General features: G+C 62.6%; 14 protein-coding genes. 9 read left to right on the top strand and 5 right to left on the bottom strand.

What is annotated here, in order from left to right; translation table 11 throughout:
• Positions 1-4: 4 nt before the first annotated feature.
• Positions 5-2,473, top strand: a complete 2,469-nt coding sequence (gene clpA / locus NKI38_RS21185; protein ID WP_352660220.1) for an ATP-dependent Clp protease ATP-binding subunit ClpA — start codon at positions 5-7, stop codon at positions 2,471-2,473.
• A gap of 61 nt (positions 2,474-2,534) precedes the next feature.
• Positions 2,535-3,161, top strand: a complete 627-nt coding sequence (locus NKI38_RS21180) for a chloramphenicol phosphotransferase CPT family protein (RefSeq protein WP_352660218.1) — start codon at positions 2,535-2,537, stop codon at positions 3,159-3,161.
• A 31-nt stretch (positions 3,162-3,192) separates the two neighbouring features.
• Here the strand turns inward: NKI38_RS21180 and NKI38_RS21175 are convergent, their stop codons facing one another.
• The 4 genes from NKI38_RS21175 to NKI38_RS21160 form a co-directional block, all read right to left on the bottom strand.
• On the bottom strand, positions 3,193-3,621 hold the full coding sequence (locus NKI38_RS21175; protein ID WP_352660216.1) for an HIT family protein: 429 nt from the start codon (positions 3,619-3,621) through the stop codon (positions 3,193-3,195).
• A gap of 91 nt (positions 3,622-3,712) precedes the next feature.
• A complete protein-coding gene (locus NKI38_RS21170) occupies positions 3,713-4,927 on the bottom strand; it encodes a GNAT family N-acetyltransferase (protein WP_352660215.1) in 1,215 nt (404 codons plus the stop codon).
• A 50-nt stretch (positions 4,928-4,977) separates the two neighbouring features.
• Entirely contained in the window at positions 4,978-5,706 is a 729-nt protein-coding gene (locus NKI38_RS21165) for a glycerophosphodiester phosphodiesterase (RefSeq protein WP_352660213.1), read from the bottom strand.
• 14 nt (positions 5,707-5,720) lie between these two features.
• Positions 5,721-6,185, bottom strand: a complete 465-nt coding sequence (locus NKI38_RS21160; protein WP_352660211.1) for a RidA family protein — start codon at positions 6,183-6,185, stop codon at positions 5,721-5,723.
• 138 nt (positions 6,186-6,323) lie between these two features.
• Between NKI38_RS21160 and NKI38_RS21155 the strand changes: the two genes are divergently transcribed.
• The 5 genes from NKI38_RS21155 to tsf all read left to right on the top strand — a co-directional run bounded on the left by NKI38_RS21155 (position 6,324) and on the right by tsf (position 10,926).
• Complete coding sequence (locus NKI38_RS21155; RefSeq protein WP_352660209.1) at positions 6,324-7,151, top strand: cell envelope integrity EipB family protein; 828 nt, start codon at positions 6,324-6,326, stop codon at positions 7,149-7,151.
• Positions 7,152-7,267: 116 nt separating this feature from the next.
• On the top strand, positions 7,268-8,566 hold the full coding sequence (locus tag NKI38_RS21150; protein ID WP_352660207.1) for a lysophospholipid acyltransferase family protein: 1,299 nt from the start codon (positions 7,268-7,270) through the stop codon (positions 8,564-8,566).
• A gap of 59 nt (positions 8,567-8,625) precedes the next feature.
• Positions 8,626-8,904, top strand: a complete 279-nt coding sequence (locus tag NKI38_RS21145; RefSeq protein ID WP_352660348.1) for a DUF4031 domain-containing protein — start codon at positions 8,626-8,628, stop codon at positions 8,902-8,904.
• Between the two features lie 203 nt (positions 8,905-9,107).
• Positions 9,108-9,896 (top strand): 30S ribosomal protein S2, encoded by a 789-nt coding sequence (gene rpsB / locus NKI38_RS21140; RefSeq protein ID WP_292177508.1) that lies wholly within the window; start codon positions 9,108-9,110, stop codon positions 9,894-9,896.
• A gap of 109 nt (positions 9,897-10,005) precedes the next feature.
• Complete coding sequence (tsf, locus tag NKI38_RS21135; RefSeq protein ID WP_352660205.1) at positions 10,006-10,926, top strand: translation elongation factor Ts; 921 nt, start codon at positions 10,006-10,008, stop codon at positions 10,924-10,926.
• Positions 10,927-10,946: 20 nt separating this feature from the next.
• Here tsf and NKI38_RS21130 read toward each other — a convergent pair whose 3' ends face one another.
• Positions 10,947-11,873 (bottom strand): LysR family transcriptional regulator, encoded by a 927-nt coding sequence (locus tag NKI38_RS21130; protein WP_352660202.1) that lies wholly within the window; start codon positions 11,871-11,873, stop codon positions 10,947-10,949.
• A 113-nt stretch (positions 11,874-11,986) separates the two neighbouring features.
• Between NKI38_RS21130 and NKI38_RS21125 the strand changes: the two genes are divergently transcribed.
• The gene (locus tag NKI38_RS21125) at positions 11,987-12,523 is read left to right on the top strand and encodes a nuclear transport factor 2 family protein (RefSeq protein WP_352660200.1); all 537 of its coding nucleotides are present in this window, start codon (positions 11,987-11,989) and stop codon (positions 12,521-12,523) included.
• A 26-nt stretch (positions 12,524-12,549) separates the two neighbouring features.
• Positions 12,550-13,656, top strand: a complete 1,107-nt coding sequence (locus NKI38_RS21120; RefSeq protein ID WP_352660198.1) for an aldo/keto reductase — start codon at positions 12,550-12,552, stop codon at positions 13,654-13,656.
• Positions 13,657-13,813: the final 157 nt, after the last annotated feature.

The raw sequence follows: 13,813 nt of genomic DNA, 5'->3' as shown, positions 1-13,813 counted from the left end.
TAACATGCCGGCTTTCTCCCAAGGCCTGGAAAAGGCGCTTCACCAGGCGCTGACGCTCGCCAATGAGCGGCACCATGAATACGCAACCCTTGAACATTTGCTGCTCGCGCTCGTCGACGACACCGAGGCCGCCGCCGTCATGCGCGCCTGCAATGTCGATCTCGATGAGCTTAAGCACACGGTTCTCACCTATATCGACACCGAACTCGACAACCTCGTCACAGGCTACGACGAGGACTCCAAGCCGACGGCCGGTTTCCAGCGCGTCATCCAGCGCGCGGTGATCCATGTGCAGTCATCGGGCCGCGAGGAAGTGTCGGGCGCCAACGTGCTCGTCGCCATCTTCGCCGAGCGCGAGAGCCATGCCGCCTATTTCCTGCAGGAACAGCAGATGACCCGCTACGACGCGGTCAACTACATCTCGCACGGCATCGCCAAGCGTCCGGGCGCGTCGGAGACACGCTCGCCGCGCGGCGCCGATGACGAGCAGGGCGGCCAGAACGGCGCCGAGCCGCAGGAGGAAGGCGGCAAGAAGAAGCAGCAGCAGGATGCGCTGACCGCTTATTGCGTCAACCTCAACAACAAGGCCAAGGCCGGCAAGATCGACCCGCTGATCGGCCGCGAGTCCGAGATCAACCGCACCATCCAGGTGCTGTGCCGCCGCTCCAAGAACAACCCGCTCTATGTCGGCGATCCCGGCGTTGGCAAGACGGCGATCGCCGAAGGCTTGGCCAAGCGCATCGTCGAGGGCGACGTTCCCGAAGTGCTGCACAATGCCACCATCTTCGCGCTCGACATGGGCACGCTGCTTGCCGGCACGCGCTATCGCGGTGATTTCGAGGAACGGCTGAAGCAGGTCGTCAAGGAACTCGAGGACTATCCAGGTGCTGTGCTGTTCATCGACGAGATCCACACGGTGATCGGGGCCGGGGCCACATCGGGCGGCGCCATGGATGCGTCGAACCTGTTGAAGCCGGCTCTGTCGTCGGGTGCGATCCGTTGCATCGGCTCGACCACCTACAAGGAATTCCGCCAGTTCTTCGAGAAGGACCGTGCCTTGGTGCGGCGCTTCCAGAAGATCGACGTCAACGAGCCGACCATCCAGGACGCTATCGAGATCATGAAGGGCCTGAAGCCCTATTATGAGGAATTCCACAAGGTGAAGTTCACCAACGAGGCGATCAAGGCCTCGGTGGAGCTTTCAGCGCGCTACATCAACGACCGCAAGCTGCCGGACAAGGCGATCGACGTGATCGACGAGACCGGTGCCTCGCAAATGCTGGTGCCGGAAGGCAAGCGCAAGAAGACCATCGGCATCAAGGAGATCGAAGCGACGATCGCCACCATGGCCCGCATCCCGCCGAAGACGGTTTCGGCCGACGACGAGAAGGTGCTGCAAGGCCTCGATATCGAGCTGAAGCGCGTCGTCTATGGCCAGGACACCGCGATCACCGCGTTGACCTCGGCCATCAAGCTGGCGCGTGCGGGGCTGCGTGAACCGGAAAAGCCGATCGGTTCCTACCTGTTCTCCGGTCCGACCGGCGTCGGCAAGACCGAAGTGGCCAAGCAGTTGGCCGCCTCGCTCGGTGTCGAGCTGATCCGCTTCGACATGTCGGAATACATGGAACGCCACACCGTTTCGCGGCTGATCGGCGCTCCTCCCGGCTATGTCGGCTTCGACCAGGGCGGTCTTTTGACCGACGGCGTCGACCAGCATCCGCATTGTGTGCTGTTGCTGGACGAAGTCGAGAAGGCGCATCCGGACCTGTTCAACATCCTGTTGCAGGTGATGGACCACGGCAAGCTGACCGACCATAACGGCAAGCAGATCGACTTCCGCAATGTGATCCTGATCATGACCACCAATGCGGGTGCGTCGGATGCGCAGCGCGCGGCGATCGGCTTCGGCTCGACCAAGCGCGAAGGCGACGATGTCGAGGCGATCAACCGGCTGTTCACGCCGGAATTCCGCAACCGTCTCGATGCGATCATCCCGTTTGGCTCGCTGCCGGTGCCGGTCATCCATCAGGTGGTGCAGAAGTTCGTCATGCAGCTCGAGGCCCAGCTTTCCGAGCGTGGCGTCACCTTCGACCTGTCGTCGGATGCGATCGCCTGGCTCGCCGACAAGGGCTATGACGAGCGCATGGGAGCGCGGCCGCTCGGCCGTGTCATCCAGGAGCACATCAAGAAACCGCTGGCCGACGAGGTGCTGTTCGGCAAGCTCAAGAAGGGCGGCACGGTGCGTGTCACCGTCGAGAAGAAGGAAACCGGCGAGACCGGCCTGAAGCTTGAATCGCTCGCCGACGAGGCGCCGGTCAAGCCGAAGAAGGAAGAGCCGGAAGAAACGCCGAAGCCCAGAAAGGCCGTGGCGAAGAAGCCCGCGGCCAAGAAGCTGGTGGCGCAGAAGCCCGAAGCCAAGGGCAAGGACGGCGGCAAGCGCAGCCTCGTGCCGCAACTGCCCCGAAAGAACTGACCTTGACGAAAGTCGAAAAAGCCCCGGAAACGGGGCTTTTTTCATTGGAGCGGGAGGACGCATGGCCGGGCAGATCATTATCCTGAACGGCGCGCCGCGATCGGGAAAATCAAGCATCGCGAGGGCTATTCAGGAGAGCTTCGACGGCGTCTGGCTCAATCTCGGTGTCGACGTCTACGAGCAGGCCACGCCGCCACGCTATCGGCCTGGGATAGGATTGCGGCCTGGCGGCGAGCGTCCGGACCTTGAGGCCTTCGTGCCCGGATTGTACGCCGCGCTCTACGAATCGATAGCCGCCCACAGCCGGTTGGAACTGAATGTCGTTGCGGATGTCGGCCATCACGATGCCTATTCGAAACCGCTCCACATCCTGGCCGATTGCGCCCGCCGTCTCGCCGGGCTGCCGGTGCTGCTTGTCGGCGTTCGCTGCCCGATCGAAATCATCATGGAAAGGCGCGCCGCCAGCGCGGCCGACAAGGGATATGTGACCGGTTCGCCCGACGATCCCGTGCCATTGCCCGTGCGTCTATGGCAAGAAGAGGTGCACCGGCCAGGCATATACGATCTGGAAGTCGACACCTCGCTTCTGAGCCCTGTGCAATGCGCGGATGCGATCCGCCTGCGGCTGGAGCAAGGCGTCGCTCGGCCGAGTGCCATCGAGCAACGGGCTCAACCCTCGGCCGGTTAAACCTGTTTCCAGTTTGTCGGCGATTGCGGCGTCAGCCTTGCAGTGCCGCTCGTATCTTTTCGGCGTTTTCGGCCAACACCTCCGGCTTTTCCATCGCGCCCGTGTGTGGCTTCAGCGGGATGCCGTCGAAGCGCGGGATGACATGCACATGGAGATGATAAACGGTCTGGCCCGAGGCCGGCTCATTGAACTGCATGACGGTGACGCCGTCGGCGCCGAAGGCCTTTTTCACTGCCTGCGCCACTTTCTGAACGACCGTGAAAAGCGGGCCGAAAATTGACGGATCGGCGTCGAGCAGGTTGCGCGACGGCACCTTCGGCACCACGAGCGTATGGCCCGGCCCCTGCGGCATCACATCCATGAAAGCTATGAACGCATCGTCCTCGTAGACGCGGTGCGAGGGAATTTCGCCGCGCAGGATCCTCGCGAAGATGTTGTCGGTGTCATAGGATTCAGTCATGGCGGACGCTCCGGATTGTGCCTTTCGTGTAGCGAAGCTGTCGAAAGTCGGCAAGACGATCGTCGACCCTGCCCATCAGGGCAACCTGTTGCTATTCTTCCAGATCCTTACGGAACGGGGTGTGCCCTTCGAGATATTCGCTCATCCGCTCCACCTCGTGGCGTTCGCGCCTGAGATAATCGGCAACGGCGTTGCGCAGGCCGGGATGAGCGATGTAGTGCGCGGAATGCATGGTCACTGGCCGGTAGCCGCGCGCCAGCTTGTGCTCGCCCTGCGCTCCCGCCTCGACCACCTTCAGCTTGCGTTCGATGGCGAAGTCGATCGCCTGATGGTAGCAGACCTCGAAATGCAGGAAGGGATGGTCCTCGATGCAGCCCCAGTTGCGGCCATAGAGTGCGTCGGAGCCGATGAAATTGATGGCCCCGGCAATGTAGCGCCCGTTGCGCCTCGCCATCACCAGCAGGATATCGTCGGCCATGCGTTCGCCGATCAGCGAGAAGAACTGGCGGTTGAGATAGGGCCGGCCCCATTTGCGGCTGCCGGTGTCCATGTAGAAGGCGTAAAAATCGTCCCAGGCCTTCTCGGTGATGTCCTTGCCGGTCAGCCGGTCGATCGAAATGCCATCGGCAAGCGCTTCGCGCCTTTCCTTCTTCATCGCCTTTCGCTTGCGTGAGGCAAGGGTGGCGAGGAAGTCGTCATAGGTCGAAAAGCCCTCGTTGAAGAAATGGAATTGCTGGTCGGTGCGGTGCAGGAAACCTGCCGCTTCCAGCACCTCCACGTCGCTCTCTTGCGCGAAGGTGACATGCGCGGAAGAGACACCGAGTTTTTGCGTGACCGCCTTCAGACCGGCCGCGAGACCAGCCTTCACCGTGGCGCTGTCCTCACCCTTGGTGACCAGCAGGCGAGGGCCGGTGACCGGGGAAAACGGCACAGCACTTTGCAGTTTGGGATAATAGCGGCCACCGGCGCGCTCGAACGCATCCGACCAGCCATGGTCGAACACATATTCGCCCTGGCTGTGCGATTTGAGATAGCAGGGCACCGCGCCCAGCAATCTGCCTTGCCCATCCTCCAGCCTGAGGTGATGGCCCTGCCAACCGGTGCGCCGCACGGCGCATCCGGAATCCTCAAGCGCGCTCAGGAAAGCGAAGGAAACCAAAGGATTGTAATTGGTTTCTGCATCGCCGCGCGCAGTTCCGGCAAAGCTATTCCATTCCTCTGGGGTGAAAGCGCCGATGCCAGCGGCGACGCGGATCGAATAGTCCGCATTTGCAGTCCGGCCATCGCCCTCGTCGCCTTGATCCATGAGGCTTATTTAAGCTCCGTCCGGCTTGGTACAAGTCACGTTTCAGGCACTCAGGCGACTTTGACAAGATCGGGTTCGAACCCCTCGAATGTCATCTGGTCGGCATATCTGAAGGTCAGGTCGACAGCCGGCTGGTCATGCACGGTCCAGGTGATGACAGGCATTTTCAGCTTTTCACGCACGAAGCTGACGAACTCGTTCGGCAGGTCGCCGGCAGCATAGGAGGTGAAGACGATCTCGTGCGCCAGCATGGCGAAATGCGCCTCGATCAGCCTGACGTCCTTGCCGTAGGCGGTCAGTCCGCCCGGAATGCCCGGCGCATGTTTCGGGAAATCGCGGACCAGCCAGTGGTCGAACGACATGATCGCCGCCTTGCCCTTGTAACGCTTGAGCATCTTGCCGACGCTTGCCACCAGGCCTTCGTCATAGCCGGGCATGCCCTTCAGCTCGGCGACTAGTGGCACGCGGCCGTCGATCAGGTCGAGTGCTTCCTGAAGCGTCGGCACATGGTCCGCCGTGCCGCCGATCTTGAGCGCCGCCAGTTCCGCCGCTGTGCGCTGCCAGACGAAGCCGTCCTGGCCGGTCAGGCGCTTGAGATCGCCATCATGGATGATGACTGGAACGCGGTCGGACGAGAGGTGCACGTCGCATTCGATGGCATAGCCGCGCTCGGCCGCCGCCGCGAAAGCGGAAAGCGTGTTTTCCCAGCGCGTCTTGTTCATGTCATGGAAGCCGCGATGGGCGACGGGCCGGGCGGTCAGCCAGGATAGGTCGGTCATATCTGTCCCCTGGCTCATTCGACTTCGAAGATGGCTTCGATTTCCACTGCGGCATTAAGCGGCAGGCAGGCCGTGCCGACGGCGGAACGGGCATGCTTGCCGCGCTCGCCAAGCGCCGCGACCAGGAAATCGGAGGCGCCGTTGGCAACCAGATGCTGCTCGACAAACTCAGGCGTCGAAGCCACGAAAACGGTGATCTTCACCAAGCGGTGGATCTTCTCGAGGTCGCCGAGCGCTGCCTTGGCCTGCGCCAGGATGTTGATCGCGCAGTATTTTGCCGCCTCTTTGCCGCCTGCCGTGTCGACGTCGCGGCCGAGCAGCCCGCTCGCCTGCAGCTTGCCGTCCTTGAGCGGCAATTGCCCGGCGGTGAACAGCAAATTGCCGGTCCTGCAATAGGGCACGTAATTGGCGGCGGGCGCGGCCGCGACGGGAAGCGTCACGCCCAGGTCGCTTAGCCGCTTTTCGATTGTTTCACTCATGGTATTTCCCTATTGCTTGGTGACGCCGTGCCGGCCGGGCCGAAATTGCTATTTTTGCCTCGCTTCCGCCATGACTTTTTTTAAGCTGGACCATCTTTCCCTGCGGCTTGCCATCAGCCGCGACGATCGGAGTACCTCATGCGCGCAGCGCGCCTTGCATTCCATGCCGTTCTGCTGTCGGGGATCTTCTCGATCGGCCCAGCCTTTGCTGCGCCGGCGCTGCAGGCCCACCGCGCCGTTTACGACCTTACCCTGAAAAAGGCTTCCGATCAGTCCGGCATCACAGGCATATCCGGCCGCATGGTCTATGAGTTCAACGGCTCGGCCTGCGAGGGCTATACGGTGAAATTCCGCTTCGTCACTCAGATCGTGACCGCCGAAAACACCAGGCTGACCGATCAGCAGACCACCACGTTCGAGGATGCGGAAGGCAAGACCTTTTCATTCGTGACGAAGTCCTTTGTCGACCAGAACCTCGACAAGGAGGTCAAGGGCATCGCTACGAAAGGAACGAAGGGCCTGAAGGTCGATATCGACAAGCCGGAAAAGAACAGCGTCGAACTGGCCTCGACCCAGTTCCCGACTCAGCATCTGGTCGAACTGATCGGCAAGGCCGAAAAAGGCGAAAACTTTTACGAAACCAATCTGTTCGACGGTTCCGAAGACGCCAACAAGGTGATGACCACCACCGTCGTCGTCGGCAAGAAAACCGACACCGACAAGGCCGATCCGGAGGCTCCGGCACTGGCGAAGCTCGCCGCCGACAAATACTGGCCGGTCGACATCGCCTATTTCGACGACACCGGCAAGACAGGCGAAGAGGTGCCGGAATACCGCATCAGCTTCAAGCTGCATGACAACGGCATCACTCGCGACCTCACCATGGACTATGGCGACTTCTCGATGACCGGCAAGCTGGTCAATCTGTCGCTGTTCGACCAGACGAAAGCCTGCCCGGCCAAATAAGGCTTATCCGGCCGGTCGATTAACCACGACACGCCGTGGTCGTGGCGAACGACTTGAACGTGCCGCAATCGTCTCTCAACCTTGTCCCCAGCGTCCAGGCGCAATGGGGGAGCAGCTTGAGCAAGATCGATGTCTTCGTTGCGCCGAGGCCTAACCCGGTACTGATCAGGGCCATGACATCCGTCAACCGGATCGTCATGCTGCGCGGCATTCCCGGATTTCGCGATACCTTGCCGTTCAACCGCCTGGCCGGTTTACGCGGCGTCGCGAATGTCCGCCATATCGACTTTCCCGACACCGACCTTGAGCGGCTGAGGGCCAGTTGCGGGGCGGGGAAGGCGACTTTCGTCACGCCCAATCATCCCGAATTCTTCACCGACTGGATGATCGACAAGGAGATCGTGTCGCAGGTCAGCCCGCTCGCTGCCTCCTGGGCGACGAACGGCGTCGTCAACGGTCTTGGCAGAATGATGCAGAAATTCTGGTTGGCCAATAATCTGATCGCCCAGATTCCCGGCAACAGCGGGGCAGCCAAGGAACACTCCGTCGCCTGGGCCTTGAAAGGCCATGGCGTGCTGCTGCATCCCGAAGGCGGCGTCGGCTGGCACGCCAATGTCGTTGCGCCGTTGCTGCCGGGTGCTGTCGAGATGGGGCTTGAGGCTCTCAGGCTGGGTCGGGCCACGGACCCCGATTTCAAGGTCTGGATCGCGCCAGTCGTCTGGAAGCTTGCCTTCACCAGGAATGTCGAAGCGGCGCTGGCGAAGGAATGCGCCTATGTCGAGAAAAGCCTGAAAATAGAACGCCAGGCGACCGACACGCTGCCGCAGCGCATCCATCATATCTATTCGACGCTGCTGACCCGCGATGAAGCCGCCTGCGGCATGCCGTCCGACGAAGGCGCGACATATGCCGAACGCCAGAAGGCGTTGGTCACAGAACTCGGCCGCCGGCTCGGCGAAAGCATCTCACCCGACGCTGCCATCACCGACACCATCGAGCTTCTTCGGCGGGCGCGTCGCTGGCAGCGCGAAAACACCGGCGACGCGGAAGGGCAAAAGCAGGTCCGCGCGCTCGCCGGTACGATTCAGCGGCTGCAACGCGTTGGATCCTGGGCTTCGGCCAACCCGCGCATCACCCAGGAGGAGATCGCCGAACATCTGAAGCGGATCCGCAACGACTATTGCCGGGGCGGTCTGCGTGACACGATGAACCGATTCATTCCGCAGCCGGCCGGGCCGCGTTGCGCCCACATCCGGGTGCCCGATCCACTGAGCTTGCATGAATATACGGGCTCGATCGACGAAGCGGTTGCCGAGCTGCACCGTCGTATGCAGGAAACCGTCACCAGCACCGTGACCGAGCTTGCGGCCAAAGGCAGCTTCATTTTCTATCCGAATCCATTCTATCGTCACTGACGGACGGACGGGCCATGTGGCCGACTGTCGTGAAGGATGGAAGGCAGACAGCGAGCTTCATGGCAGTCTATGTCGACGCAGCGATCTGGAACTGGGCCGGCCATCGCTGGTGCCATCTGTTGGCTGACGACACCGACGAATTGCATCGCTTCGCCGCAAAGCTGGCGATCAAGCGTTCATCCTACCAGGGGCCGCCCAAGACATCGGCGCCGCATTATGACATAACCGGCTTCGAGCGCGACCGTGCGGTGCGGCTCGGCGCCATCGAATGCAGCCGTGAGGAGATCGTCGCGGTCTTCCGGCGGGTGCGAGTGCCGAACGGCAAGGTCAAGCGCTGACGGCAGGGCGCGGATCGTCGCACGCCGCACCACATATCCGGTGGCGCTTGCGTTTGTCGCGTATCCCCTCTATATCCGCGCTCATTCCACACACGGACTTTGGTGTCTGCCCGGGAGAAATCCGGCTGAAACCTCCGGTGGCGTTCGAGGACAAAGTCCAAAAATGCCTGTGTCCGTGGAGGCTAACCGGAAAGGAACTTTGAATGGCACTGCCTGATTTCAGCATGCGCCAGCTTTTGGAAGCTGGCATTCACTTCGGCCACCAGACCCACCGCTGGAACCCGAAGATGGCGCCCTACATCTACGGCGCCCGCAACAACATCCACATCATCGACCTCTCGCAGACGGTGCCTTTGCTGCACCAGGCGCTGAAGCAGGTTTCCGATACCGTCGCCAAGGGCGGCCGCGTGCTGTTCGTCGGCACCAAGCGCCAGGCGTCCGACATCGTCGCCGATGCGGCACAGCGTTCGGCCCAGTACTATGTCAATTCGCGTTGGCTCGGCGGCATGCTGACCAACTGGAAGACCATCTCGAACTCGATCCAGCGCCTGCGCAAGCTCGACGAGATGCTGGCCGGCGAGGCCCAGGGCCTCACCAAGAAGGAGCGCCTCAACCTCGACCGCGAGCGCGAGAAGCTCGACAAGGCGCTGGGCGGCATCAAGGACATGGGCTCGACGCCCGACCTGATGTTCGTCATCGACACCAATAAGGAGGCGATCGCCATCCTCGAGGCCAAGCGTCTCGGCATCCCGGTCGTCGCCATCATCGATTCGAACTGCGATCCGGACAAGATCGACTTCCCGATCCCCGGCAATGACGACGCGGCCCGCGCCATCCAGCTCTATTGCGACCTGATCGCCAAGGCTGCCATCGACGGCATCGCTCGCCAGCAGGGCGCGCTCGGCGTCGACATCGGCGCTTCGGTCGAAGCCCCGGTCGAGCCGGCGCTCGAGCCGGCCCCGGCTCCGGCGTCGGAAGCCCCCGAAGCTTGATAAGCGAAGGCCGGTTGCGGCCTTCATCTTTCTCATATTTTGGCACGCTAAACAGACGCACCATCGAATACCGATGGTGCGTCGGTGCATTTAAACCAAAGAGGCGACAATGAGCATTTCGGCTGCACAGGTCAAAGAACTCCGCGACTTGACCGGCGCGGGCATGATGGATTGCAAGGCGGCGTTGACCGAGACCAACGGCAACATGGAAGAGGCCGTCGACTGGCTGCGCAAGAAGGGCATTTCCAAAGCCGACAAGAAGGCCGGGCGCACCGCGGCTGAAGGCCTGATCGGCGTTGATTCCGGCGTTCGCGAAGCGGCCGTCGTAGAAGTCAATTCCGAGACCGACTTCGTTGCCCGCAATGCCGCGTTCCAGGAGATCGTCGCCAAAATTGCCAAGGTTGCTCTGGCCTATGGCACGACAGAGGCTGTGGCTGCCGCAAAGTATCCGGGTTCGGACAAGTCGGTTGCCGACACCATCAAGGACGCTGTCGGCACCATTGGCGAAAACATGGGCTTCCGCCGCTCTGCCAAGCTGACCGTTCCGCACGGCGCCGTCGCAACCTACGTCCATAACGCGGTTGCCGACGGCCTTGGCAAGCTTGGTGTTCTGGTTGCCATCGAGACGACTGGCAATGAGCATGCAGCGCATGCTTTCGCTCGTCAGGTCGCCATGCATGTTGCCGCCACCAATCCGCTGGCGCTGACAGCAGAGCAGATCGATCCGGCCGCGGTCGAACGCGAGAAGGCGATCTTCTCCGACCAGGCACGCCAGTCCGGCAAGCCGGAAGCGATCATCGAGAAGATGGTCGAAGGCCGTCTGCGCAAGTTCTACGAAGAAGTCGTGCTGCTGAAGCAGGCCTTCGTGCTCAATCCCGACATCACCGTCGAGAAGGCACTCAAGGATGCCGAGAAGGACATCGGCGCGCCGGCCAAGATCACGGCTTACCTGCGCTTTGCGCTGGGCGAGGGCATCGAGAAGGAAGAGACCGATTTCGCGGCGGAAGTCGCGGCTGCGGTCAAGAAGTAAGCCGCCAGCCGCTTTTCGGCTCAGGTAACTCGGCCGGGCGCTCGCGAGGGTGTCCGGCCGATTTCTTGTGCGACGTCGACAAAGGCGCGCAGCTTCGGTGCCATTGCCGCCCGGCGCGGAAAGTAGAGAAACAGGCCCGGCTCCTCGATTGCCGACTGCGGCAGAACCTGAACGAGGCGACCAGCGGCCAGGTCGGCGCGCACCAGCGGCTCGAACACATAGGCCAGTCCCATCCCCGACAGCGCCAGGTCGATCGCCGCAAGGGAATCGGTAACAACCGCGGTGCCGCGCGTTTCCACGGCCACATCCTTGCCGTCCTCCGTCAAATCCCAGCGATAGATCGCGCCGGATCGCACCAGGCGGTAGCCGATGCAATTGTGGGCGGCGAGATCGGCCAGGCTGCGCGGGCGGCCACGCCGGCCGATATAGGCCGGCGAAGCGACGATGACCACCCGGAATGGCGGCGTCATCCGGATCGCGATCATATCCTGCGCGATCATTTCGCCAAGCCTGATGCCGGCGTCAAAGCCTTCGCCGACGATATCGACCAATCCTTCGTTGGCAAAGATTTCCACCGTCACATCCGGATAGCGCTCCGCCATGGCCGTCACGACAGGCGTCACCGCCATCGGGACCGCTATGTGCGAAACATTGATCCTGAGCAGGCCGGCCGGGCGACCCTTGATGCCGCGAATGCGCTCCATCCGTTCCGCGATGTCCTGCAGCGCGGGCTCGGCCGTCGCGACAAGCGCCTGACCGGCCTCGGTCAGCGACACGCTGCGCGTTGTGCGCGCAAACAGTGGTTGACCGATGCGCTGCTCCACGAGCCTGACCGCATGGCTGACCGCCGAAGGGCTCATGCCAAGCTCTGCCGCCGCGGACGCAAAGCCGCCGCGCCGCGCCACGGCGACGATAACAGGAAGGTGGCTGAGCAGGTCGCGATCCATTCATGCATGATATCGCACAGTCCATGCGAATAATGCAATCTTATCGATATCACCGGGCTGGCCCACATTGCGGCCAACAGATCGGCGGCGGGCCGACGCAAAGGAGAAGAGACATGAATGCATTGAGGTATGCCACTCTCGCGGCGGGTATGGCGCTGGCGCCGATCGATGCCGGCGGAGCCGAGCCGTCCCGCGAAATGACGCTCGCTGATGAGCGCGCCGTTATCCGCATCGCCGATGCCATCGATCGCGCCGTCGATGCCCAGGATTGGCGGCTCGCCCGCAGTTACTTCGCCGACCGCGTCACCGTCGACTTCAGCAGCCTGAGCGGACAGCCTGCGGCCACCATCGCTTCGGACGACCTGATCGGGACCTGGGCAGCGAATCTGAGGGGCAGCAAGACCAGCCTGCATCTGCGCACCAATCACCAGGTCACCATCGACGCCGGCGCCGCGACCGTCTTGTCCAACGGCTATGCCTGGAATCGCATGGAAGGCAATGGCGACCCGCTCTGGGAAGTCTGGGGCACCTACGAGCACCACCTGACCCGTTCAGGAGCCGGTTGGATGGTGGATGGCTTCACCTTCCGCATGACGCATGAGCGCGGCAACCCGTGGGTCAAGACGACCCCCGGACAGGACCGGCATTGAATTTTGGAACAGGATCGGACGACATCATGACTATGGCCTACTACACCCTCGGCAACAGCGGGCTACGCGTCACCCGGCTGGCGCTCGGCACCATGACCTTCGGCACCGAGTGGGGCTGGGGTGCCGATAAGGAGACGGCACGTGCCCTGGTCGATGCCTATGTCGAGGCAGGCGGCAATTTCTTCGATACGGCCGACGCCTATACCGGCGGCACCTCAGAGACCTGGCTTGGCGAATTCATCGCCGAGCGCGGCCTGCGCGACAAAGCGGTGATCAGCACCAAGTTCAGCATGAATCTGGAGCAGGGTAATCCGAATGCAGGCGGCAATGGCCGCAAGAACATCATCCGCGCCGTCGAGGGCTCGCTGAAACGGCTCGGGACCGACTACATCGACCTCTACATCCTGCATGCCTGGGACAGGCTGACATCTCCGGAAGAGGTGATGCGAACCCTGGACGATCTGGTGCGCGCCGGAAAGATCCGCCATGTCGGCCTCTCCGACGTCCCCGCCTGGTACGCAAGCCGGGCGCAGTCCGTCGCCGAGCAGCGCGGCTATGAGCCGGTTTCGGCGCTGCAGCTCGAATATTCGCTGGCCGAGCGCAACATCGAGCATGAATTCGTGCCGTTCGGCACGCGCTACGGCGCCGGCATCATGGTCTGGAGCCCGCTGGCCAGCGGCCTGCTGAGCGGCAAATATCGCTCAGATACAATCAGCAAGGCCGGCGGCAGGCTGGAGACGATGCGCGGTTCGACCAATCCCGGTTTCCAGAAATTTACCGACCGCAACTGGGCAATCGTTGCCGAACTGGAGACTGTTGCCGGCGAGCTTGGCCGCGGCATGGCGCAGGTCGCCTTGAACTGGGCGGCAACACGGCCCGGTGTCGCTTCGGTGATTATCGGTGCGACGAGGCTCGATCAGCTCAAGGACAATCTCGGCGCGCTCGATTTCGAGATTCCAAAGGAGCTTCTGGCAAGGCTCGACGCGGTCAGCCAGCCGGTCACGCCGTTCCCGTACTCGTTCTTCGGCCCGGAAATCCAGGGCGGCCTCACCGGGGGTCAGGCGGTCGGCGACAAGCCGGCGGGCTACTTCCCGGACCTGCTCATGGAAGGCGCGTTTGCCGGCGTGAGTTGACAAAAGGCGAGAGAATTCCGGGTCGGGGGGGGGGGGGGGGGGGGGGGGGGGGGGGGGGGGGTGGGGGGGGGGGTGGGGGGGGGGGGGGGGGGGGGGGGGGGGGGGGGGGGGGGGGGGGGGGGGGGGGGGGGGGGGGGGGGGGGGGGGGGGGGGGGGG

Origin of the sequence: Mesorhizobium sp. M0621 (assembly GCF_040320745.1) — a bacterium.
Lineage (GTDB): Bacteria > Pseudomonadota > Alphaproteobacteria > Rhizobiales > Rhizobiaceae > Mesorhizobium.
Note: the sequence above shows the minus strand (reverse complement) of the source record. Positions and strands in the feature narration are given on the sequence as shown.